An 18791-nucleotide genomic window follows, 5' to 3' on the forward strand; every position below is an offset into this window, starting at 1 on the left:
GGGGGTGCCCTTCTGCGGCAGCCGGAGTGGGGTCCGGTGCTTCGCCCTAAACCTAAAGGCTGATGGTTTTGGCACCCTAGCCCGGCCGTCTACCCTCTGGGAAGACCTGAACACGTAATCGCGCGGGAGGATCGGCGATGGGGCGGCCCAGCAAGGCCCTGCTCGACAGGGAGCGGATCGGCGCGACGGCACTGGCGCTGGTCGACGCCCAGGGCGACTTCAGCGTGCCCCAGATCGCCCAGCGGCTCGGCGTGCAGACCGCCTCCGTCTACCACCACGTACAAGGGCGCGCCGGGATCATCGAGCTGCTGCGGGTCCGGATCGCCGAGGCCGTCGACGCCTCCACCCTCGATCTGCGCCCATGGGATCGCGCGGTGGAGGCCTTCGCCCGCTCCTACCGCGCCGCCTTCGCCGCGCACCCGCGCGCCATCCCGCTGCTGACGATGTCGCAGGTCGCCGCGCCCGAGGCGCTGGCGGTGTACGAGCGGGCCGTCGGGCTGCTGATCGAGGCGGGAGTCCCGGAGGAGACGGTGATGCCGGTGATCACCGCGCTGGACAACCTCGTCCTGGGCTCGGCCCTGGACCTGGCCGCCCCGGAGGCCATGTGGCAGCCCGCTTCCGACGGGTCAACCCCCTTGTTGGCACGAGCACTTGCCGCTGTCAGCAGCGGCCGCCGCACCGACGTCGCCTTCGAACTGGCCCTGACCGCTCTTCTCACCCACGTCCGCGAACTCGCGGCAGCGGAACCGGAGGGCCCGGGTACCACTGGTGGGTGATGCAGGGCCGCAGATCACCAGCACCGCGGCCGTGCGACCTCAGAAGCCGTGCGACCTCAGAAGGTGAGTACCGGCTTGATGGCCTTGCCGGCGGTCATGTCGCGGACGGCCTGGTCGATGTCTGCGAACGGGTAGTGGCTGATCAGGCGGTGGAGGGGGAGGCGGCCGTCGCGGATCAGGCGGACCAGGGCGGGGATGAAGGTCTGGGTCTCGGTGTCGCCAAGGGTCACGCCAACCACCTTGCGGCCGGGGATCATGGCGTTGACATCGAGCGACACCTCGGTGCCGAAGGGTGGGGCGCCCACGACCGCCAGGGTGCCCCGGGACGCGAGGGCATCGACACCTTGGCGCAGGACGGTGATGCTGCCGGTGGTCTCCACGATCCCGTCGGCTCCATGACGATCGGTCAGATCCAGGACTGCTTCGGCGAGATCGACCTCGGCCGTGTTCACGGTGTGGGTGGCGCCGAGTTCGCGGGCGAGTGCCAGCCGCTCGGGCACCCGGTCGACGGCGATGATCGTGGTCGCGGGGCTGAGGGCCGCCGCCATGACCGAGGAGAGTCCGACCGCGCCGGCGCCGAGCACGACCAGGGTGGCGCCCACCTCGGGTCGGAGCACGTTCCACACGGCGCCGACGCCGGTCTGAACTCCGCAGCCCAGGGGCGCGATCAGCTCGAGGGGGACGTCGGGGTCGACCTTCACCAGGCTGCGTTCCTCGACCAGGGCGAGGTCGGCGAAGGACGACTGGCCGAAGAAGTGCCCGCCGAGGGCGGCGCCGTCGCGGCTGATGGTGCCACTGCCGTCGCCGCGACGGCCGCCGATGGCGGCACGCACCGCCGCGTCGACGTCGGTCGCGTCGGCCTCGGCGACGGTGGTGGCCGCCCAACCGGTGGACGGGTCGATCACCTCGGTCCGCGAGCCGCTGGACGACTCGCGCCACCGCCCGCCGATGAACAGCCGGCCGGGCTCGATCTCGGGGGTGCTCATGGCGACTTGGATCCTCTCGGTGATCGGCGACTGCACGTCACCGGGTGACCAGGCGTGCGGGGCGGTAGGTGACGAAGGCCGTGGTTCCGGCGGGCCGGTCGGCGGTCAGAGCCGCAGCGCTGGTGTCGCCCCAGTGCCCGGTGTCGATCCGGTGGACCACGGCGTGCAGGCCGGCGAGGACCTCGTCGGAGGTGAAGTTGCAGTGGCCCTGGCGGGCGACATAGGCCTGGCGCAGCAGCCCGCCGTCTCCGGCGGCGCGGACGCGGGCCGCGAAGGCGTTCTCCTGCTCCACGGGGACCAGTTGGTCGGCGGTGGTGTGAATGTCGAGTAGCGGCACGTCTAGGCCCTGGCCCGCGGTGGAGGTCTGCTCCATCCAGCGGGTCGCAGCCGGGTCGGCCTGGTGGGCAGGGGCGGCATGGAGGGTGGCAAGGTCGTCGTCGAGGTCGAGACCGGCGGCCCGGTAGAGGGCGCGGACCTCGGCACGGTGGGGTGAACTCGCCAGCAGGGACTTCCAGTTCAGCCCGGCCGTGGAGCCGCTGTCACCGCCGGCGGCCTGCTCGATCGAGTAGCGGCCGGTGATGATGAAGTTGAGCTGCCCGGCGGCCAGCCAGTCGTACTGCTGCGCCTCCTGGCCGGCCGGGTCGTCGGCGGCCGGCGGGTTCTGGCCCGGGGCCCAGTCCGGCAGGTTGAGGTAGGCCGCCGCCAGTGCGATGCGGGCGCGGCCCTGCGGTGTCGTCTGCGCGGCCTTGACGGCGTCGGTGAGGGTGGTCGCGGTGGCGGCCGCCGCGGACTGGCTGGGGTAGTCGGTGAGACTGAGCCGGTCGGCGGGGTCGAGCAGGGTGGCGAGGACGGTCTCGGCGGCGAGCTGGTAGTTGCCCAGATCGACACCGCCGGCGACCAGTCCGCACAGTCCGAGCGAGCCGGCCACCCGTCCGTGCGAGTCGCGGGCGATCTGAGCGTTGATCAGGCCGCCCATGGACAGACCGACGGAGATCGTACGGGTGGGGCGGCCGACGGCGGCGGCGAAGGCGTCGATGGTCTGGAACTGGTCGCGTTCCGCGCTGCCGAGGGCCCACCAGGAGCCGTTCGGGTCGTAGGAGGAGCCGACGAGCGCGTAGCCCTCGGCGAGCAGTGCGGTGGCGGCGGCCGCGCTGGGGGCGTCATCGGCCTGGGTGGGTCCGAAGCCGTGGCTGTACAGCAGCAGGGTGCCGTTCCAGTCGGCCGGGACGTCGGCGACCCAGGTGGCGCCGTCGGCGAGCGTGCCGGTGCGGTGGACGGTGGCGGTGTCCGCGTGGGCCGCGACCGCCGGGGCGGCGACGAGGGCGAGAGCGGTGCAGCCGACGGTCAGTCGAAGCGCGAGGCGTGTGCCCATGGTGAGGTGGTCCTTCTCGGAGATGGGTTCGGAAGGAGCTGGGAAAGTGCCTCAGCGGGAGCGCCGGCGCGGGCTGAGGTCCCGATGAATGTAGGGCGATTTTTTGGCGACGGTCAAGACAGTGCCCAATATCTGCCGATGGTCGTGCCGCGGACCGACATCGCGGGAGAGCCGTCAGTGCGCCGGGATCGCGTCCAGGACTCGCTGGGCCTCCGCCCGCGCGGCGGCGGCGCAGCGCTGGGCCAGGGCATGGAACAGCTCCTCGGCGCGGATCGCCGGCCAGTCGGCGGGCAGGTGCTCCGCGGGAAGGTGCGGGTCGCGGCGGACCAGCTCGAGCCAGTCGGTGTGCAGCAGCAGTTGCCCGCCCAGCGGGTCGGGACCTCCGGCGCCAGGCTCGCTCCAGCGGTCCAGGAAGGCGTGGTACTCGGCGGCGATCGCGTCGGTGTCGAAGGCCGACTCCACCACCTGCGCCACGTCCGTCGGCTCCAGCACCGCACCGCGGAAGACCCGCACGTGCGCGGCGAGCGAGAGGTCCTCCAGCAGCGCGTTGACGTCCACCACGCCCGGCGCGACCCACAGGCCGCTCTGCAGCGGGCCGAAGCCGCCCCAGGTCAACCGGGAGCGCAGGTCGTGCCGTTCGCGCCGCCAGGCCTCGGGCAACGAGAAGCCGACCAGCGTCCACTGGCCGTCCCAGTCGCGGTTGACCGCGCCGGTGCGCCAGACCCGGTCGTGCCCGTCCCGCAGCACGGCGACCGCCCGGCGGGTCAGCGCGAAGTACATCTTCCGGCCCTGGCGGTGCCGCTCCAGCAGACCGCGGTTGACCATGCGGGTCAGGGTCGAGCGGACGGCCTCCTCGGTGACGCCGATCCGCGCGAACACGTCGATCACGCAGGCCGAGGACAGGGCGATCTCCTGGCCGAGCACATGGATGCCGAAGAAGCTGAGCATCAGTGACTGGGGACGCGGGGCGAGATCGGGACTGGTCACGGGCACAGCGTAGGACCTCTCGGCGGCCGGGGTGCGGGTGCGTCCGAATATTAGGCAGTTCCATTGACGGCCGACAGAAATCTGCCTAGGTTGAGCGCACCGACAACCCCAGCCAAGGAGCAGTCCCATGGATCTGAGCGGCAAGGTCGCCGTCGTCACCGGCAGCGGTCGCGGCCTCGGACTCGCCTACGCCGAGGCCCTGGCCGCCGCGGGCGCGGCCGTCGTGGTCAACGACGTCGACGCGGACGCGGCGGACGCCGCGGTCAAGGCGATCGAGGCGGCCGGCGGCCGGGCCGTCGCCGAGGTGGCCGCCGTCGGCACCACCGAGGCCGCCGAGGCCCTGGTCGCCCGCGCCGTCGAGGCCTTCGGGCGGCTGGACGTCATGGTCACCAACGCGGGCGTGCTGCGCGACCGGGTGCTGTGGAAGATGACCGACGAGGACTTCGACACCGTCGTCCAGGTCCATCTGCGCGGCACCTTCACCTGCGTCCGGGCGGCCGTGGAGCGGATGCGCGAGCAGGGCGAGGGCGGGCGGATCATCGTCGCCGGCTCCCCCGCCGGCCAACGCGGCAACTTCGGCCAGACCAACTACGCCGCCGCCAAGGCGGGCATCGCCGCGATGGTCCGCACCTGGGCGATGGAACTGGCCAAGGCCGGCATCACCGCCAACGCCGTGATCCCGGTCGCGGCCACCGCGATGACCAGGACCATCCCCGCCTTCGCCCCGCACGTCGACGCCCTGGAGCAGCACGGCACCCCACTGCCGGACGCCCTGCGCAAGGGCGAGGGCTTCGGCACCGCGCAGGACGTCGCCCCGCTGATCGCCTTCCTCGCCTCCGACGCCTCCGCCGGGATCACCGGGCAGTGCATCGGCATCGGCGGTGACAAGCTGGCCTTGTGGTCGCACCCGCAAGAGGTCTCCGTCGCCTACGCCGACGGCGGCTGGAGCGCGGACGCCATCGCCGCCGCCTGGCCGGTCTCCGTCGGGCGCGTGCCGGAGACCTACGGCATCCCGGCGCCCCGGATCTGAAGGGAGTCCGCCCGATGAACGCGATGAACCCGATGAACGTGGACGAACTCGTCGCCATCGACGTGCACACCCACGCCGAGGTGTCCTCGCGCGGCGAGGGTTCGCTCTCCGAGGAGTTGGACAGCGCCGCCGGGGCGTACTTCAAGGCCGAGCACCGCCGCCCGACCCTCCCGGAGATCGCCGCCCACTACCGCGAGCGGCGGATGGCCTGCGTGGTCTTCACCGTGGACGCCGAGGCGGCCACCGGCACCCCGGCCGTCCCCAACGAGGAGGTCGCGCAGGCCGCGCTGGAGAACCCCGACGTGATCATCCCCTTCGCCAGCGTCGACCCGTACAAGGGGAAGATGGCCGTCCGCCAGATCCGCCGGCTGGTCGAGGAGTTCGGGGTCAAGGGCTTCAAGTTCCACCCCAACGTCCAGGCATTCCACCCGAACGACCGCCTGGCCTACCCGCTGTACGAGGCCATCGAGGAGGCCGGCGCGATCGCCGTCTTCCACACGGGCCAGACCGGGATCGGCGCGGGGGCGCCGGGCGGAGGCGGCATCCGGCTGAAGTACTCCAACCCGATGCTGGTCGACGACGTCGCCGCCGACTTCCCCGGGATGCCGATCATCCTGGCCCATCCCTCGTTCCCCTGGCAGGACGAGGCGTTGGCGGTGGCCACCCACAAGCCACAGGTGTACATCGACCTTTCGGGCTGGTCACCGAAGTACTTCCCGCCGCAGCTGGTCCAGTACGCCAACAGCCTGCTCAAGGACAAGGTGCTGTTCGGCTCCGACTACCCGCTGATCAGCCCGGACCGCTGGCTCGCCGACTTCGCCCAGCTCCCGATCAAGGACGAGGTCCGTCCGAAGATCCTCAAGGAGAATGCCGCCAGGCTGCTCGGCCTCGACAAGCAGCAGTGACGCCAGACAAGGGAGTCCCGCGTTGCAGAACCAAGGCATCGGGTCCTGGCCCGCCCGCCGGGCCCGCAAGACCCCGCACCGCACCGCCCTGCTCCACGAGGAGCACGCCACCAGCTACGCCGAGCTGCACGACCGGACCACCCGCCTCGCCCACCTGCTGCGCGCACGCGGCGTGCGGCACGGCGATCGGGTGGCCTTCCTGGGGCCGAACCACCCCGCGTTCCTGGAGGCCCTGTTCGCCGCCGGACAGCTCGGCGCGGTCTTCGTCCCGCTCAACACCCGCCTCGCCGTGCCTGAGCTGCGCTACCAGCTGCAGGACTCGGGCAGCAGCCTGCTGCTGACGGTGCGTCACTCCAGTGCCGCCGAACTCGGCGGGGATGTCGAGCTGCTGGAGGCCGAGGGCGAGACGTACGAGGCGCTGCTGGCCGGGGCCTCGGCCGAGCCGCTCGACGTGCCGACCGGTCCGGACGAGCTGTGCATGATCATGTACACCTCGGGGACCACCGGCCGCCCCAAAGGCGCCATGCTCACCCATGCCAACATCCTGTGGAACAGCCTCAACGTCCTGGTCGACGTGGACCTTTCGACCGACGAGGTCACCCTGGTCAGCGCGCCGCTGTTCCACACCGCCGCCCTCAACATGACCTGCCTGCCCACGCTGCTCAAGGGCGGCACGGCCGTGCTGGAGTCCGCCTTCGACCCCGTCCGCACCCTGGAGCTGATCGAACGCCACCGGATCACCTGCCTGTTCGGCGTCCCCGCGATGTACGACGCGGTGGCCGCCGAGCCCGGCTGGGCGCAAGCGGACCTCAGCAGCCTGCGCAACCTGCTCTGCGGAGGCGCGCCCGTCCCGGCCCGGACCATCCGTCGCTACCTCGAGCGGGGACTGGCCTTCGTCCAGGGCTACGGAATGACCGAGGCCTCCCCCGGCGTCCTGCTGCTGGACCGGCACGACGCGCTGACGCACGCCGGTACGGCCGGCGTACCGCACTTCTTCACGGACGTGCGGCTGCTGAACCCGGCCGGCGATCCGGTCGGGGTGGACGAACCGGGAGAGGTGCTGGTCGCCGGGCCCAATGTCACGCCCGGCTACTGGGGCCGTCCCGAGGAGAGTGCCGACGCGTTCAGGGACGGCCACTGGTTCCGCTCCGGCGACATCGCCGCGGTGGACGCCGAGGGCTACATCCGGCTGGTCGACCGGCTGAAGGACATGTTCATCTCCGGCGGCGAGAACGTCTACCCGGCCGAGGTCGAGGACGCCCTGCTGGAGCACCCGGCCGTCGCCGAGTGCGCCGTCTTCGGTGTCCGCGACGAGAAGTGGGGCGAGGTCGGCCGCGCCGTCGTCGTCCTGCGGCCGGGCGCCGAGGTGGGCATCGAGGAACTGACCGCCCACCTGGACGGGCGGCTCGCCCGCTACAAGATCCCCAAGTCGGTGCTCTTCGCCGACGCCCTCCCGCGCAGCGGCGCGGGCAAGCTGCTCAAGGGCCCGCTCCGGGCCACCTACGGGCAGCGCTGACCCCCCTAGGGCGTGTCTTTCGGATCACGCCCTGGACCATTCAGAGAGGCTTCCCCATGTCCCGTACCGTCAACGGCATTGCCGAACTGCTCGAGCTCGGCGGCACCGACCTCGGCCGCAGCGAGTGGCTGGAGATCACCCAGGAGCGGGTGAACACCTTCGCCGACGCCACCGACGACCACCAGTGGATCCATGTCGACGTCGAGCGGGCGAAGGACGGACCCTTCGGCGGCACCATCGCCCACGGCTACCTGAGCCTCTCGCTGCTCATCCCGCTGTGGAGCGAACTGCTGGAGGTCCAGGGCATCGGGATGGCCGTCAACTACGGCCTCAACAAGGTCCGTTTCCCCTCCCCCGTCCAGGTCGGTGCCAAGATCCGCGCCCATGGCGCGATCGCCTCGGTCACCGAGGTCAAGGGCGGCGCGGAGGTGACCGTCGACCTGACCGTCGAGATCGACGGACAGCCCAAGCCCGCCGTCGTCGCCCAGGCCGTCTACCGTTTCTACGCGTGACCGACCAGGCCCCCCGTTCGGCCGCCGACCGGCTGCTCGCCGTGCTGGCGGCCTTCGGGCACGCCGGCCCCGCGCTGTCGCTGACCGAGATCAGCCGGCGCGCCGGCCTCACCCTGCCGACCACGCACCGCCTCGTCGGGCTGCTGACGGCCTGGGGTGCGCTCGAGCGTGACCGGGAGGGCGTCTACCACATCGGCCTGCGGCTGTGGGAGCTCGCCAGCAGCGCATCCCCCGGACCCCCCGGGTCGCCGCCCATCCGGCGGTCGAGCTCGACTCGTTCGTCTGGGTCTGGATCGGCGATCCGGCGCTGGCCGACGAGAAGCTGATCCCACGCGCCCCGCACCTGGCGGACCCGAACCTGGTCACCGTCTGCGGCATGGAGCCGATCGACGGCGACTACGGGCTGCTGGTCGACAACCTGATGGACCTCTCCCACGAGACCTACCTGCACGGCGGCTACATCGGCACCCCGGAGGTCGCCGAGACCCCCATCACCACCGAGGTCGACGAGGGCGCCGGCATCGTCCGGGTCTCCCGCCACATGGCGGACGCCGAGTGCCCGCCCTTCTACGCCCGTTCGACGGGGATCCAGGGCCGCATCACCCGCCTGCAGGACATCGAGTACTTCGCCCCCTGCCTCTACCTGCTGCACAGCCGGATCATGCCGGTCGGGCAGGACGCGCCGGTGTTCCGCACCGAGATCACCTACGCCATCACCCCTTCCGCACCCGGCAAGGTCTACGACTTCTGGGCCGTCTCCCGCGACTTCGCGACGGACGACGACGAAGTCACCGCGTTCCTGCGGGACTTCAACCACCAGGTGGTGATGCAGGACGTCGACGCCCTGAACCTGCTGCACCGCGCGCTGGACAGCGAGCCGGCCGGCTACCAGGAGCTCAGCATCAACATCGACACCGGCGGCCTCGCCGCCCGCCGCATCCTCGCCAGGCTGGCCGCCGCATGACCGGCCCGTCGAGCGGAGCGGTCAACCGCATCGACTGGCAGCCCGGCACCGATCTGCTGCACGGCATCTGCCACTGCGGCGCGCAGCACACGGCCGACGATCCGGTCGAGATGTGGGCCTGGCTGCTGGCCCACCCGGAAGGACACCCGAGCGAGGCACCGAGTGACTGAGAACCTCCACACCGTCGTCGTCGCCGACCGCCGCCAGGAGGCCGACGGCGTCATCTCCCTGACCCTCCGTGGCAGCGGCCTTCCCGCATGGGAACCGGGCGCGCACCTCGACCTCCTGCTCGCCGACGGCCTGGAGCGCCAGTACTCGCTCTGCGGGAACCCGGCGGAACGGGACGTCTGGCGGATCGCCGTGCTGCGCGGGCCCGAGGGGCGCGGAGGATCGGCCTTCGTGCACGAGCGGCTTCGGGTCGGCGAGACCGTGCGGGTGCGGGGACCGCGCAACAACTTCCCGCTCCGGCCCGCCGGTCGCTACCTCTTCATCGCCGGAGGCATCGGCATCACCCCTGTCCTGCCGATGCTGCGGGCGGTGGCCGCGGCCGGCGCCGACTGGTCCCTGCTCTACGGCGGGCGCACGCGCGGGTCCATGGCCTTCCTCGACGAACTGGCCCGCTACGGCGAGCGGGTGGCCGTCCGGCCGCAGGACGAGACCGGGCTGCTGGACCTGGCCTCCTACCTGGGTGCCCCGGAACCGGACACCACCGTGTACTGCTGCGGTCCGGGCGCGCTCCTGGACGCCGTCGAGCAGTACTGCGCGGCGAACGGACGGCCGGAGCCCCGGATGGAACGCTTCCAGCCCAAGGCCCGGGCGATCTCTCCGGACGCCCCGTTCGAGCTGGTGCTGGCCCGCTCCGGCCTGACCCTGTCCGTCCTGGAGCGCACCTCCGTCCTGGAGACCGTTCGCGCAGCCGGCGTCGAGGTGCTGTACTCCTGCGCCGAGGGCACCTGCGGGACCTGCGAGACGGACGTCCTGGAGGGCGTCCCCGACCACCGTGACTCAGTGCTCACGGCGCAGGAGCGGGCGGCCGGGGAGACCATGCTGATCTGCGTCTCCCGCTGCCGGGGAGAGCGGCTGGTCCTGGACCTCTGAGCCGGGGATCCACAGCTGAGGCATCGTCACGCACGGTCCTGGCCGATCGGGAAGCCGACGTAGTTGTGGGCGAGTTCCGCGGCCGCGTGCGGGGAGGCGGCGATGCGCGCCAGTTGGGAGAGCTGCAGGCGGGTGTCGAAGGCGGACTGCTTCGGGTCGGAGTGCAGGGTGGTGGTCATGAAGTACGAGAAGTGCTCGGCCCGCCAGACGCGTTCGAGGCAGGTCTCGGAGTAGGCGTCGAGCAGGGCGGTGGACCCGGTCTCGTACAGCTCCGTGAACGCCTCGGCGAGGACGATGACGTCGGTGGCGGCGAGGTTGAGGCCCTTGGCGCCGGTCGGGGGGACGATGTGGGCCGCGTCGCCGGCCAGGAACACCCGCTCGTGGCGCATCGGTTCGGTGACGTGGCTGCGCATCGGCAGCACCGACTTGGCGGTGATGGGGCCGCGCACCAGCTTCCAGCCCGGTTCCTGGCGGGTGGCGAGACGGGCGTCGAGCTCGTCCCAGATCCGCTCGTCGGGCCAGTCGGCGACCTCGGTGCCGTTGGGCACCTGGAGGTAGAGGCGGCTCACGGAGGGCGACCGCATGGAGGCGAGGGCGAAGCCGCGCGGGGAGTGGGCGTAGATCAGCTCTTCGTAGACCGGGGGCGCCTCGGCGAGGATGCCCAGCCAGGAGTACGGATAGGTGCGCTCGTAGGTCCGCCGGACAGCCGCCGGGACGGCGTTCCTGGTCACGCCGTGGAAGCCGTCGCAGCCGACGACGTAGTCGCAGGTGAGGGTCTGCTCGCGGCCCTCGTGGGTGTAGCGGACGGTCGGGCGGTCGCCGTTCGCCTGCTCGACGGAGTGGACCTGGGCCTCGAAGAGCAGCGGGCCGCCTTCGGCGAGCCGAAGGGCGATCAGATCCTTGACCACCTCGGTCTGGGCGTACACCATGACGCTCCGCCCGCCGGTCAGCTCGGGGAGGTCGACGCGGTGGGCGCGGCCGTCGAAGCGCAGTTCGATGCCGTCGTGGATCAGGCCTTCGCGGTCCATCCGCTCCCCCGCGCCGACCGCCCGCAGCGTGTCCACGGTGGTCTGCTCCAGGATGCCCGCGCGCTGGCGGTGTTCGACGTAGAAGCGGTCCTTGGCCTCCAGGACGACGCTGTCGATGCCGGCCTGCTGGAGCAGCCGGGCGAGCAGCAGACCGGAGGGCCCGGCGCCGATGATTCCGACGGTCGTGTGCATCATTGGTCGTCCTTATGGTCGTTCAAGCTGTGCTGATTCAGAACGCGGTTTGCTACGGCGAAGGCCGCGTTGGCGGCGGGGACACCGCAGTAGACGGCGGTCTGGAGCAGCACCTCGCCGATCTCCTCGGGGGTCAGGCCGTTGCGCACCGCAGCCCTGACGTGCATGGCGAGTTCCTCGTGGTGGCCGCCCGCGACCAGAGCGGTGAGGGTGATGCAGCTGCGGGTGCGGCGGTCCAGGCCGGGGCGGGTCCAGATCTCGCCCCAGGCGTAGCGGGTGATGAAGTCCTGGAAGGCGGCGGTGAATTCGCTGGTACCGGCGATGGCCCGATCGACGTGGGCGTCGCCGAGCACTGCCCGGCGGACGGTCATGCCCGCGGCGCGCCGGTTGTCGTCGTCGCCGGGCCAGGGGGTGAAGTGGCTCCGCAGGGCGTCGAGTACGGCCTGCGGCCGTTCGACCGGCGCGAGGTGGGCAGCCCGGGGGATCTCGACCAGCCCGGATCCGGGGATGCCGTCCGCGAGTTGGCGGGAGTGCGGGGGCGGGGTGGCGAGGTCGTCACGGCCGGCGAGGACGAGGGTCGGCGCCGTGATGCGGTGCAGTTCGGCGCGCAGGTCGAAGGCGGCCAGTGCGTCGCAGCAGGCCGCGTAACCGGCCGGGTCGGCGGCGCGCTGGTCGGCGACCAGGGCGTCGGCCGCAGGGGTCCGGGCGAAGGCGGGGGTGAACCAGCGTGCGGGTGCGGTCTCGGCCAGCGGTGCCGTGCCCGCTCGCCGGACGAGTTCGGCGCGCTCGCGCCAGGCTTCGGGTTCACCGAAGCGGGCCGAGGAGCAGACCAGGGCGAGCGAGGAGATCCGCTCGGGGTGGTGGACGGCGAGGTGGGTGCCGACGGCGCCGCCGAGGGAGATGCCCGCGTAGGCGAAGCGCGTCAGACCGAGCCGGTCGGCGACGGCCAGCACGAGATCGGCGAGGTCGGCGACGGTGGCGCCCTCGGAGACGAGCCCGGCCGGGGAGCGGCCGTGGCCGGGCAGGTCCCAGCGGACCACCCGGTGGTGCCGGGCGAGGGCACCCGCCAGGTCGTCCCAGACGGCGAGCGAGGTGCCGAGCGAGGGACCGAGGACCAACGCCGGGGCGTCCGGCAGTCCTTCGGCGGTGAAGTGGAGCGTCACGGGAGATTCCTCCGCGGTGGGGACGGTGGCGGGGTGCGCCGCAGGGCGCGGTCGACCAGCGCGGCGGCCGATCCCAGGTACCCGGCCGGGTCGGTGAGTTCGCGCAGCCGCCAGGTGTCGATCCGGTCCTTCAGGTCGGGCTGGTCCTCCAGGACGTCCCGCAGGCTGAGACCTTCGGCGACGGCCCGGTGGGAGGCTTCGGTGAGCAACTCCTTGGCCGCTCGACGGCCGAGCAGTTCGCCGAGCTCGGCGGCGAGGCGCTCGCTGACCACCAGGCCCTGGGTGAGGTCCAGGTTGTCGCGCATCCGGTACGCGAACACCTGGAGGCCCTCGGCGAGTTCGGCTGCGGCGCGGGCGGCTCCGCCGGTGAGGCGGAGCAGTTCGCGCAGGCTCTGCCATTCGGCGTGCCAGGCGCCGGCGGCGCGTTCGTCCTCGGCGGCGAGCGAGCCGAGCAGGACGGCGGCGAGGGCGGGTGTCTGGCGGGCGGCGGCGGCGATCAGGGTGGCGCGGACCGGGTTCGCCTTGTGGGGCATGGCGGATGAGCCTCCGCCGCTGCCCTCCGCGACCTCGCCGATTTCGGTGCGGGAGAGCACGAGTACGTCGGCCGCCGCCTTGCCGAGGGCCGCGGTGGTGAAGGCGAGCGCGGCGGCCAGGTCGGCGATCGGGGTGCGCAGGGTGTGCCAGGGCAGGACTGGTGCGTCCAGGCCCAGTTCCCGGGCGTGGGCCTCGACCAGCTCGGGGCCGCTGCGCGGTTCCTGCGCCAGGGTTTCGAAGGCGGCCAGGGTCCCTGCGGCACCGCCGAGTTGGGCGGGCAGGCGGACGGCGGACAGTCGGTCGGCGGCGTCCAGGACGAGGCTTCGCCAGCCTGCCGCCTTGAGGCCGAAGGTGGTCGGGACGGCGTGCTGGGTCAGCGTGCGGCCGGGCATCGGGGTGTCGCGGTGCTCGGCCGCCAGGTGCGCGAGGGCCTCGGCGGTCCGGTGCAGGTCCTCGAGGATCGGCGGCCTGCTGCGGGCGGCGACCAGCATGGCGGCGGTGTCCAGGATGTCCTGGCTGGTCGCGCCCCGGTGCACGAAAGGTGCGGCATCGCCGGGCACGGCGGCGGTCAGATCGGCAACCAGCGGGATGACCGGGTTGCCGCCGGCTCGCGCGCGCATCGCGAGGTCGCGCACCTCGAATCGCTCGGCGCGGGCTGCCGCGTCGACGGCGGCGGCTGCCGAGGCCGGAGCGTGCCCGAGGCGGGCCTGGGCGCGGGTGAGGGCGGCCTCGGCGTCGAGCATCGCCTGGAGGAAGGCGACGTCGCCGGTGGCCGCTTCGACGGCGGACCCCGCCCGGACCGGGGAGAGCAGGCCGACATCGGCGGCCGGAGTCTGATCAGCGGAAGTCAAGGAAGACCGTCTCCTCGGGCCCCTGCAGCCGCAGGTCGAAGCGGTAGGTGCCCGGGGCCTCCTCGGCCGCGAGCAGGGTGCCGCGGCGGCCCGGCTCCAGCGAGGTGAGCAGCGGCTCGGCGTCGAGGTCCGCGCCGGGCAGGTAGATCCGGGTGAACAGGTGGTGGAGCAGTCCTCGGGCGAAGAGGCAGACCGACAGGTACGGCACACCGCCCGGGGGGAGGGTGCGCAGGCTGTAGTGGCCGTCGGCATCGGTGGCCACGCGGCCGAAGCCGGTGAAGGTGACGCCGTCACGGCCCAGGAATCCGCCGGTGACGGGGTCCCGGCGCAGCGAGCCCGGGGCGCCGGTGCGCGAGCCGTCCGGGGCGGGCTGCCAGATCTCCAGCAGCGCGTCGGGGATCGCTTCGCCGTCACCGTCCAGGACGCGGCCGTGGACGGCGATGGTGTCGCGGTGGCCGGCCGGGGCGATCTCGCCCCCGCCCGGGAAGGGCAGGGCGTAGCCGTAGAACGGGCCGACGGTCTGCGAGGGGGTGGGGAGCGCGGTCATCGGCCCTCCTCGATCCAGGTGGCGGCCGGGCCGTCGAGGACGATGTCCCAGCGGTAGCCGAGCGACCACTCGGGGGTGGACAGGTCGTGGTCGTAGTCGGCGACCAGGCGGGCCCGGGCGGCGTCGTCGGTGACGGACTGCAGAATCGGGTCGTGGGCGAAGAGCGGGTCGCCGGGGAAGTACATCTGGGTGACCAGTCGCTGGGTGAAGGCCGTGCCGAACAGCGAGAAGTGGATGTGGGCGGGGCGCCAGGCGTTGGTGTGGTTGCGCCAGGGGTAAGCGCCGGGCTTGACGGTGGTGAAGCGGTAGTTTCCCTGATCATCCGTCAGGCAGCGGCCGGCCCCGGTGAAGTTGGGGTCCAGCGGTGCCGGGTGCTGGTCGCGCTGGTGGGCGTACCGGCCGGCGGCGTTGGCCTGCCAGATCTCCACCAGCTGGCCGCGCACCGGGCGTCCGGCTCTGTCGAGCACGCGGCCGGTGACGACGATCCGCTCGCCGAGCGGCTCGCCGGTGTGCCGGCGGGTCAGGTCGCTGTCGAACTCGGTGACGTCGGTGACGCCGAAGGCGGGGCCGGAGAGTTCGACGGCGTCCGGGTCCTGGACGGCGACCAGCGGCTGCTTGGGGTGGCGGAGCAGACTGCTGCGGTAGGGGGCGTAGCCCCGGTCGGGGTGGTGCTGGACGGAGCCGGCGTGGGCGTACGCCTCGTGCTCCCGGGCGATCTCCTCGGAGATGTCCCGCTGGGTCGGCGACATGGCGGTTGGTTACCTTTCCAGGACGAGGGCGAGTCCTTGGCCGACGCCGATGGACAGCGTGGCGACGCCGGTGCCGCGGCCCCGGGCCTTGAGTTGGTGGGCGACGGTGCCGGCCAGGCGGGCGCCGGCCGCGCCGAGGGGGTGACCGATGGCGATGGCGCCGCCGTACCTGCCGACGGGTGTGCGGACGGCATCGACGATGTAGACGTCCCTGGTCATGGAGGCTCCTGGGGGTGGTCAGCCGACGGGGACGGCGATCCGCACGGGCGCCGCCGTGCGCCGGACGATCTCTTCGGGGGTCACCCCGGGGGCGGTCTCGACCAGCACCAGCCCGTCGTCGGTGACATCGAGGACGCCGAGATCGGTGATGACGCGGTGGACGCAGCCCTGGCCGGTCAGCGGGAGCGAGCACTCGGCGACGACCTTCGCAGCGCCGTCCTTGGCGGTGTGCTCCATCACCACGATGACCTTGCGGGCGCCGTGGACCAGGTCCATCGCGCCGCCCATGCCCTTGACCATCTTTCCGGGGATCATCCAGTTGGCCAGGTCGCCGCGGGCGGAGACCTGCATGGCGCCGAGGATCGCGGCGTCGATGTGGCCACCGCGGATCATCCCGAAGGAGAGGGCGGAGTCGAAGAACGCCGCGCCCGGGAGCACGGTCACGGTCTCCTTGCCGGCGTTGATCAGATCGGGGTCGACCTCGCTCTCGGTCGGGTACGGGCCGACGCCGAGCAGGCCGTTCTCCGACTGGAGGACGACGTCGACGCCCTCGGGAAGGTAGTTGGGCACCAGCGTGGGCAGCCCGATGCCGAGGTTGACGTAGCTGCCGTCGGCCAGCTCCCGGGCGGCCCGGGCCGCCATCTCCTGCCTGGTCCAGCTCACTGCGCTGTCCTCTTCTCGATGACTGTCCCTCGTGCCGGAGGCGCGGAAATCGTTCGCCGCTCGATGCCCTTGTCGGCGGCCTGTTCCGGGGTCAGCGCGACCACGCGCTGCACGAACACACCGGGCAGATGCACCTCGTCCGGGTCCAACTCGCCCGGCTCGACGAGCTCTTCGACCTCGGCGATGGTGATCCGGCCCGCCATCGCCGCCAGCGGGTTGAAGTTGCGCGCGGCCTTGTTGAAGACCAGGTTCCCGTGGCGGTCGCCCCTGGCCGCCCGGACCAGGGCGAAGTCGGTGGTGATGCCGCGCTCGAGGACGTACTCGCGCCGGTCGTACTCGCGGACCTCCTTGGGCGGCGAGGCGACCGCCACGCTGCCGTCCGGGGCATAGCGCCAGGGCAGCCCGCCGTCGGCGACCTGGGTGCCGACGCCGGCCGGGGTGAAGAACGCCGGGATGCCGCAGCCGCCGGCCCGCAGCCGCTCGGCCAGCGTCCCCTGCGGGACAAGCTCCAGCTCCAGTTCGCCTCCGAGGTACTGGCGGGCGAACTCCTTGTTCTCGCCGACATAGCTGCCGGTGACCCGGCTGATCCGGCCGACCTCCAGCAGCAGACCGAGGCCGCCGCCATCCACGCCGCAGTTGTTGGAGACCACGCTGAGGCGGCTGGATCCGTGCCCGAACAGCGCCTGGATCAGTACGTTCGGTACGCCGCTGAGGCCGAACCCTCCGACGGCCAGCGAGGAGTCGTCCCCGATGTCCGCGACCGCCTCCTCGGCGGTCGCAACCACTTTGTCCATGTGTTGACCCATTCCGTCGAACCATCGCGTTCGCCTGGTGAACGATGGTGCATAATGGCAGGGCCAGAGTGTGCGCCGCCGTACCGGCCGTGTCAATGCCGCGCCATGGCTTCCGTGCCACCGATCACTTCCGTGCCACCGATCAGGAAGGTCCGAGATGACCGCCTCTTCTCCGGACGAATCAGTCCGGCCGCTGGAGCGCGGCCTGGCGGTACTGCGCGCCATGGCGGCCGACCCGAGTCCGCGGCAGCGCGCCGGCGACCTCGCCAGGGAGACCGGACTGGCCCGCTCGACCGTCGACCGGGTGGCGACCACGCTGACCCGCCTCGGCCATCTGCGCTCCGACGGGCGCGACCTGATGCTCACCCCCCGGCTGATGGAGTTCGGCAACGCCTACCTGGCATCCTGCGGACTGCCCGAGGCGCTCGCGCCGCACGCGTTCGCACTCGCCGACCGGCTGGACGAGTCCGTATCGATCGCCGTACCCGACGAGGACGGCGTGCGGTTCATCACCCAGGCACCGCGTCGGCGGACGATGGCCGTCTCCTTCCGGATCGGCGACCTGCTGCCGGCCGAGCGCTGCGCGCCCGGAGCTCTGTTCGCCACCCGGTGGACCGAGGTCGAGCGCGAGCGCTGGCTGTCCCGGCGCCGGACGGATCCGCTCGACAGCCGCTTCCCCGCTGTCCCGAAGCGGAGCGGAGCCGACGACGACCGGAAGGTCGAGGCGGACTTCGAAGACCGGGTGCGGGCGGCCCGCGAGGCCGGCTGGTCGGTGGACGACCAACTGATCGAGCCGGGGCTGGTCGCCGTGGCCCTGCCCGTCCGCGACCCCTCGGGCGCCACGGTCTGCGCCGTCAGCGTCGTCAGCCACACGAGCCGCCACACCGCCCCGTCACTGGCCGAGCACGCCCTCCCCCAGCTGCGCTCCACCGTCGACGCCATGGAACACACGCTGCGCTCCCGGGCCCCGGCCCCTGCGCCGCCCACCGACGCCGTCGCGGCCTTCGACAGCTCGCTGAAGGAGGAGCTGGGCTCCGGATTCCTGCAGTCGCTGGCGCGCGGACTCGACGTCCTGCGCGCCCTCGGGTCGCGGCGCGGAACCATGAGCCTGGCCGACACGGCGCGCGCCACCGGACTCCCCCGCGCCACGGCACGCCGGGCCCTGATCACCCTGCAGCACCTCGGCTATGCCGCCGCCGAACCGGACGGCTACCGGCTGCTCCCCCGCGTCATGGACCTCGGCTTCCCGCGCCTGTCCCAACTGACGTTCGCCCAGATCGCCAGGCCCCATCTGGCCGCCCTCGTGGAGCAGGTCCACGAATCGGCGTCCGTCGCCGTCCTCGACGGCGACGACATCCGCTACATCGCCCGCGTCACCGCCTCCCGCATCATGCGGGTCGACATCACCGTGGGCACCCGGTTCCCCGCATACGCCACCTCGATGGGCCGGGTGCTCCTGGCTGCGCTGCCCGAGCAGGAACGTCTGGATCACCTGCGCCGGGTGACGCCTCGTCAGTTCACCGCACGCAGCAAGACGACCGTCCCGGCTCTCTCACGTGCTCTGGCCACGGCGGCGAGGGAGGGCTGGGCGCTGGTCGACCAGGAACTGGAGGAGGGGCTGTGCTCCCTCGCCGCCCCCGTCACCGACGACCTCGGACGGGTGATCGCCGCCGCCAACGTCGCCCTGCACGCCAGCCGTGGCACCGCCGACCAGATCCGCGACACCGTCCTCCCCCCGCTGCGGGAGGCCGCGAGCCGGATCGGGGACGACCTGGCCGTCGTCTCACGCTTCACCGGATCCCGCATCCGATGAAGTGACACTGCGGGTGCCGATCAGCCATCCGCCCAGGTCGCAACCTTGATCGTCTCGCCGAGTGCGACGCGGGTCGGCAGCGTCCTCGGACG

General features: G+C 72.3%; 18 protein-coding genes and 3 pseudogenes. 10 read left to right on the top strand and 11 right to left on the bottom strand.

Going from position 1 to position 18791, the window contains the following annotated elements; all coding sequences use genetic code 11:
- The first annotated feature begins 137 nt into the window (after positions 1 to 137).
- Positions 138 to 776 (top strand): TetR/AcrR family transcriptional regulator, encoded by a 639-nt coding sequence (locus BR98_RS04070; RefSeq protein ID WP_035840137.1) that lies wholly within the window; start codon positions 138 to 140, stop codon positions 774 to 776.
- A 56-nt stretch (positions 777 to 832) separates the two neighbouring features.
- Here BR98_RS04070 and BR98_RS04075 read toward each other — a convergent pair whose 3' ends face one another.
- From BR98_RS04075 to BR98_RS04085, 3 genes are all read right to left on the bottom strand, one after another.
- Positions 833 to 1762, bottom strand: coding sequence for a zinc-binding dehydrogenase (locus tag BR98_RS04075; protein WP_157537383.1), 930 nt, complete (start codon positions 1760 to 1762; stop codon positions 833 to 835).
- A 37-nt stretch (positions 1763 to 1799) separates the two neighbouring features.
- The gene (locus BR98_RS04080) at positions 1800 to 3134 is read right to left on the bottom strand and encodes a hypothetical protein (RefSeq protein WP_035840139.1); all 1335 of its coding nucleotides are present in this window, start codon (positions 3132 to 3134) and stop codon (positions 1800 to 1802) included.
- A 174-nt stretch (positions 3135 to 3308) separates the two neighbouring features.
- The gene (locus BR98_RS04085) at positions 3309 to 4127 is read right to left on the bottom strand and encodes a PaaX family transcriptional regulator (protein WP_035840141.1); all 819 of its coding nucleotides are present in this window, start codon (positions 4125 to 4127) and stop codon (positions 3309 to 3311) included.
- A 121-nt stretch (positions 4128 to 4248) separates the two neighbouring features.
- Between BR98_RS04085 and BR98_RS04090 the strand changes: the two genes are divergently transcribed.
- The 8 genes and pseudogenes from BR98_RS04090 (at position 4249) to BR98_RS04115 (ending at position 10146) form a co-directional block, all read left to right on the top strand.
- Positions 4249 to 5151 (top strand): SDR family oxidoreductase, encoded by a 903-nt coding sequence (locus BR98_RS04090; RefSeq protein WP_035840144.1) that lies wholly within the window; start codon positions 4249 to 4251, stop codon positions 5149 to 5151.
- A 32-nt stretch (positions 5152 to 5183) separates the two neighbouring features.
- The gene (locus tag BR98_RS04095; RefSeq protein WP_035842852.1) at positions 5184 to 6056 is read left to right on the top strand and encodes an amidohydrolase family protein; all 873 of its coding nucleotides are present in this window, start codon (positions 5184 to 5186) and stop codon (positions 6054 to 6056) included.
- A 22-nt stretch (positions 6057 to 6078) separates the two neighbouring features.
- A complete protein-coding gene (locus BR98_RS04100; RefSeq protein ID WP_035840147.1) occupies positions 6079 to 7572 on the top strand; it encodes an acyl-CoA synthetase in 1494 nt (497 codons plus the stop codon).
- Between the two features lie 56 nt (positions 7573 to 7628).
- Positions 7629 to 8084, top strand: coding sequence for a MaoC family dehydratase (locus BR98_RS04105; protein WP_035840150.1), 456 nt, complete (start codon positions 7629 to 7631; stop codon positions 8082 to 8084).
- A pseudogene (locus tag BR98_RS37445) lies at positions 8081 to 8320 on the top strand (helix-turn-helix domain-containing protein); the annotation flags it as partial. The gene BR98_RS04105 and the pseudogene BR98_RS37445, both read left to right, overlap by 4 nt.
- Positions 8302 to 9042, top strand: a pseudogene (locus tag BR98_RS04110) (aromatic ring-hydroxylating dioxygenase subunit alpha); the annotation flags it as partial. The pseudogenes BR98_RS37445 and BR98_RS04110, both read left to right, overlap by 19 nt.
- Positions 9043 to 9044: 2 nt before the next feature.
- The gene (locus tag BR98_RS40060; RefSeq protein ID WP_198042123.1) at positions 9045 to 9218 is read left to right on the top strand and encodes a hypothetical protein; all 174 of its coding nucleotides are present in this window, start codon (positions 9045 to 9047) and stop codon (positions 9216 to 9218) included.
- Complete coding sequence (locus tag BR98_RS04115) at positions 9211 to 10146, top strand: PDR/VanB family oxidoreductase (RefSeq protein WP_035840155.1); 936 nt, start codon at positions 9211 to 9213, stop codon at positions 10144 to 10146. Before BR98_RS40060 ends, BR98_RS04115 begins: the two co-directional genes overlap by 8 nt.
- 26 nt (positions 10147 to 10172) lie before the next feature.
- Here the strand turns inward: BR98_RS04115 and BR98_RS04120 are convergent, their stop codons facing one another.
- The 8 genes and pseudogenes from BR98_RS04120 to BR98_RS04155 all read right to left on the bottom strand — a co-directional run bounded on the left by BR98_RS04120 (position 10173) and on the right by BR98_RS04155 (position 16886).
- Complete coding sequence (locus tag BR98_RS04120) at positions 10173 to 11366, bottom strand: 4-hydroxybenzoate 3-monooxygenase (RefSeq protein WP_035840158.1); 1194 nt, start codon at positions 11364 to 11366, stop codon at positions 10173 to 10175.
- Positions 11366 to 12529, bottom strand: coding sequence for a bifunctional 3-oxoadipate enol-lactonase/4-carboxymuconolactone decarboxylase PcaDC (pcaDC, locus tag BR98_RS04125; protein ID WP_035840160.1), 1164 nt, complete (start codon positions 12527 to 12529; stop codon positions 11366 to 11368). The genes BR98_RS04120 and pcaDC overlap by 1 nt, the downstream gene beginning before the upstream one ends.
- On the bottom strand, positions 12526 to 13914 hold the full coding sequence (gene pcaB, locus BR98_RS04130; RefSeq protein ID WP_051969285.1) for a 3-carboxy-cis,cis-muconate cycloisomerase: 1389 nt from the start codon (positions 13912 to 13914) through the stop codon (positions 12526 to 12528). The genes pcaDC and pcaB overlap by 4 nt, the downstream gene beginning before the upstream one ends.
- The gene (pcaG, locus tag BR98_RS40840) at positions 13901 to 14461 is read right to left on the bottom strand and encodes a protocatechuate 3,4-dioxygenase subunit alpha (protein ID WP_035840162.1); all 561 of its coding nucleotides are present in this window, start codon (positions 14459 to 14461) and stop codon (positions 13901 to 13903) included. Before pcaG ends, pcaB begins: the two co-directional genes overlap by 14 nt.
- Positions 14458 to 15210: a protocatechuate 3,4-dioxygenase subunit beta gene (pcaH, locus tag BR98_RS04140; protein ID WP_035840170.1), complete on the bottom strand. Its 753-nt coding sequence runs from the start codon at positions 15208 to 15210 to the stop codon at positions 14458 to 14460. Before pcaH ends, pcaG begins: the two co-directional genes overlap by 4 nt.
- A gap of 9 nt (positions 15211 to 15219) precedes the next feature.
- Positions 15220 to 15375: pseudogene (locus tag BR98_RS04145) on the bottom strand (3-oxoadipyl-CoA thiolase); the annotation flags it as partial.
- Between the two features lie 72 nt (positions 15376 to 15447).
- Entirely contained in the window at positions 15448 to 16092 is a 645-nt protein-coding gene (locus BR98_RS04150; RefSeq protein WP_035840188.1) for a CoA transferase subunit B, read from the bottom strand.
- A complete protein-coding gene (locus BR98_RS04155; protein ID WP_035840190.1) occupies positions 16089 to 16886 on the bottom strand; it encodes a CoA transferase subunit A in 798 nt (265 codons plus the stop codon). Before BR98_RS04155 ends, BR98_RS04150 begins: the two co-directional genes overlap by 4 nt.
- Positions 16887 to 17043: 157 nt before the next feature.
- On the opposite strand from BR98_RS04155, the gene BR98_RS04160 reads away from it, so the two are divergent.
- Positions 17044 to 18699, top strand: a complete 1656-nt coding sequence (locus tag BR98_RS04160) for an IclR family transcriptional regulator domain-containing protein (RefSeq protein ID WP_035840191.1) — start codon at positions 17044 to 17046, stop codon at positions 18697 to 18699.
- Positions 18700 to 18791: the final 92 nt, after the last annotated feature.

Origin of the sequence: Kitasatospora azatica KCTC 9699 (genome assembly GCF_000744785.1) — a bacterium.
Classification (GTDB): domain Bacteria; phylum Actinomycetota; class Actinomycetes; order Streptomycetales; family Streptomycetaceae; genus Kitasatospora; species Kitasatospora azatica.

Bases quoted from the DNA above. Each gene is read 5' to 3' on its own strand.
- BR98_RS04070 (WP_035840137.1), top strand. From the start codon at position 138: ATGGGGCGGCCCAGCAAGGCCCTGCTCGACAGGGAGCGGATCGGCGCG.
- BR98_RS04075 (WP_157537383.1), bottom strand. From the start codon at position 1,762: ATGAGCACCCCCGAGATCGAGCCCGGCCGGCTGTTCATCGGCGGGCGG.
- BR98_RS04080 (WP_035840139.1), bottom strand. From the start codon at position 3,134: ATGGGCACACGCCTCGCGCTTCGACTGACCGTCGGCTGCACCGCTCTC.
- BR98_RS04090 (WP_035840144.1), top strand. From the start codon at position 4,249: ATGGATCTGAGCGGCAAGGTCGCCGTCGTCACCGGCAGCGGTCGCGGC.
- BR98_RS04095 (WP_035842852.1), top strand. From the start codon at position 5,184: ATGAACGTGGACGAACTCGTCGCCATCGACGTGCACACCCACGCCGAG.
- BR98_RS04105 (WP_035840150.1), top strand. From the start codon at position 7,629: ATGTCCCGTACCGTCAACGGCATTGCCGAACTGCTCGAGCTCGGCGGC.
- BR98_RS40060 (WP_198042123.1), top strand. From the start codon at position 9,045: ATGACCGGCCCGTCGAGCGGAGCGGTCAACCGCATCGACTGGCAGCCC.
- BR98_RS04120 (WP_035840158.1), bottom strand. From the start codon at position 11,366: ATGCACACGACCGTCGGAATCATCGGCGCCGGGCCCTCCGGTCTGCTG.
- pcaG (WP_035840162.1), bottom strand. From the start codon at position 14,461: ATGACCGCGCTCCCCACCCCCTCGCAGACCGTCGGCCCGTTCTACGGC.
- pcaH (WP_035840170.1), bottom strand. From the start codon at position 15,210: ATGTCGCCGACCCAGCGGGACATCTCCGAGGAGATCGCCCGGGAGCAC.
- BR98_RS04155 (WP_035840190.1), bottom strand. From the start codon at position 16,886: ATGGACAAAGTGGTTGCGACCGCCGAGGAGGCGGTCGCGGACATCGGG.
- BR98_RS04160 (WP_035840191.1), top strand. From the start codon at position 17,044: ATGACCGCCTCTTCTCCGGACGAATCAGTCCGGCCGCTGGAGCGCGGC.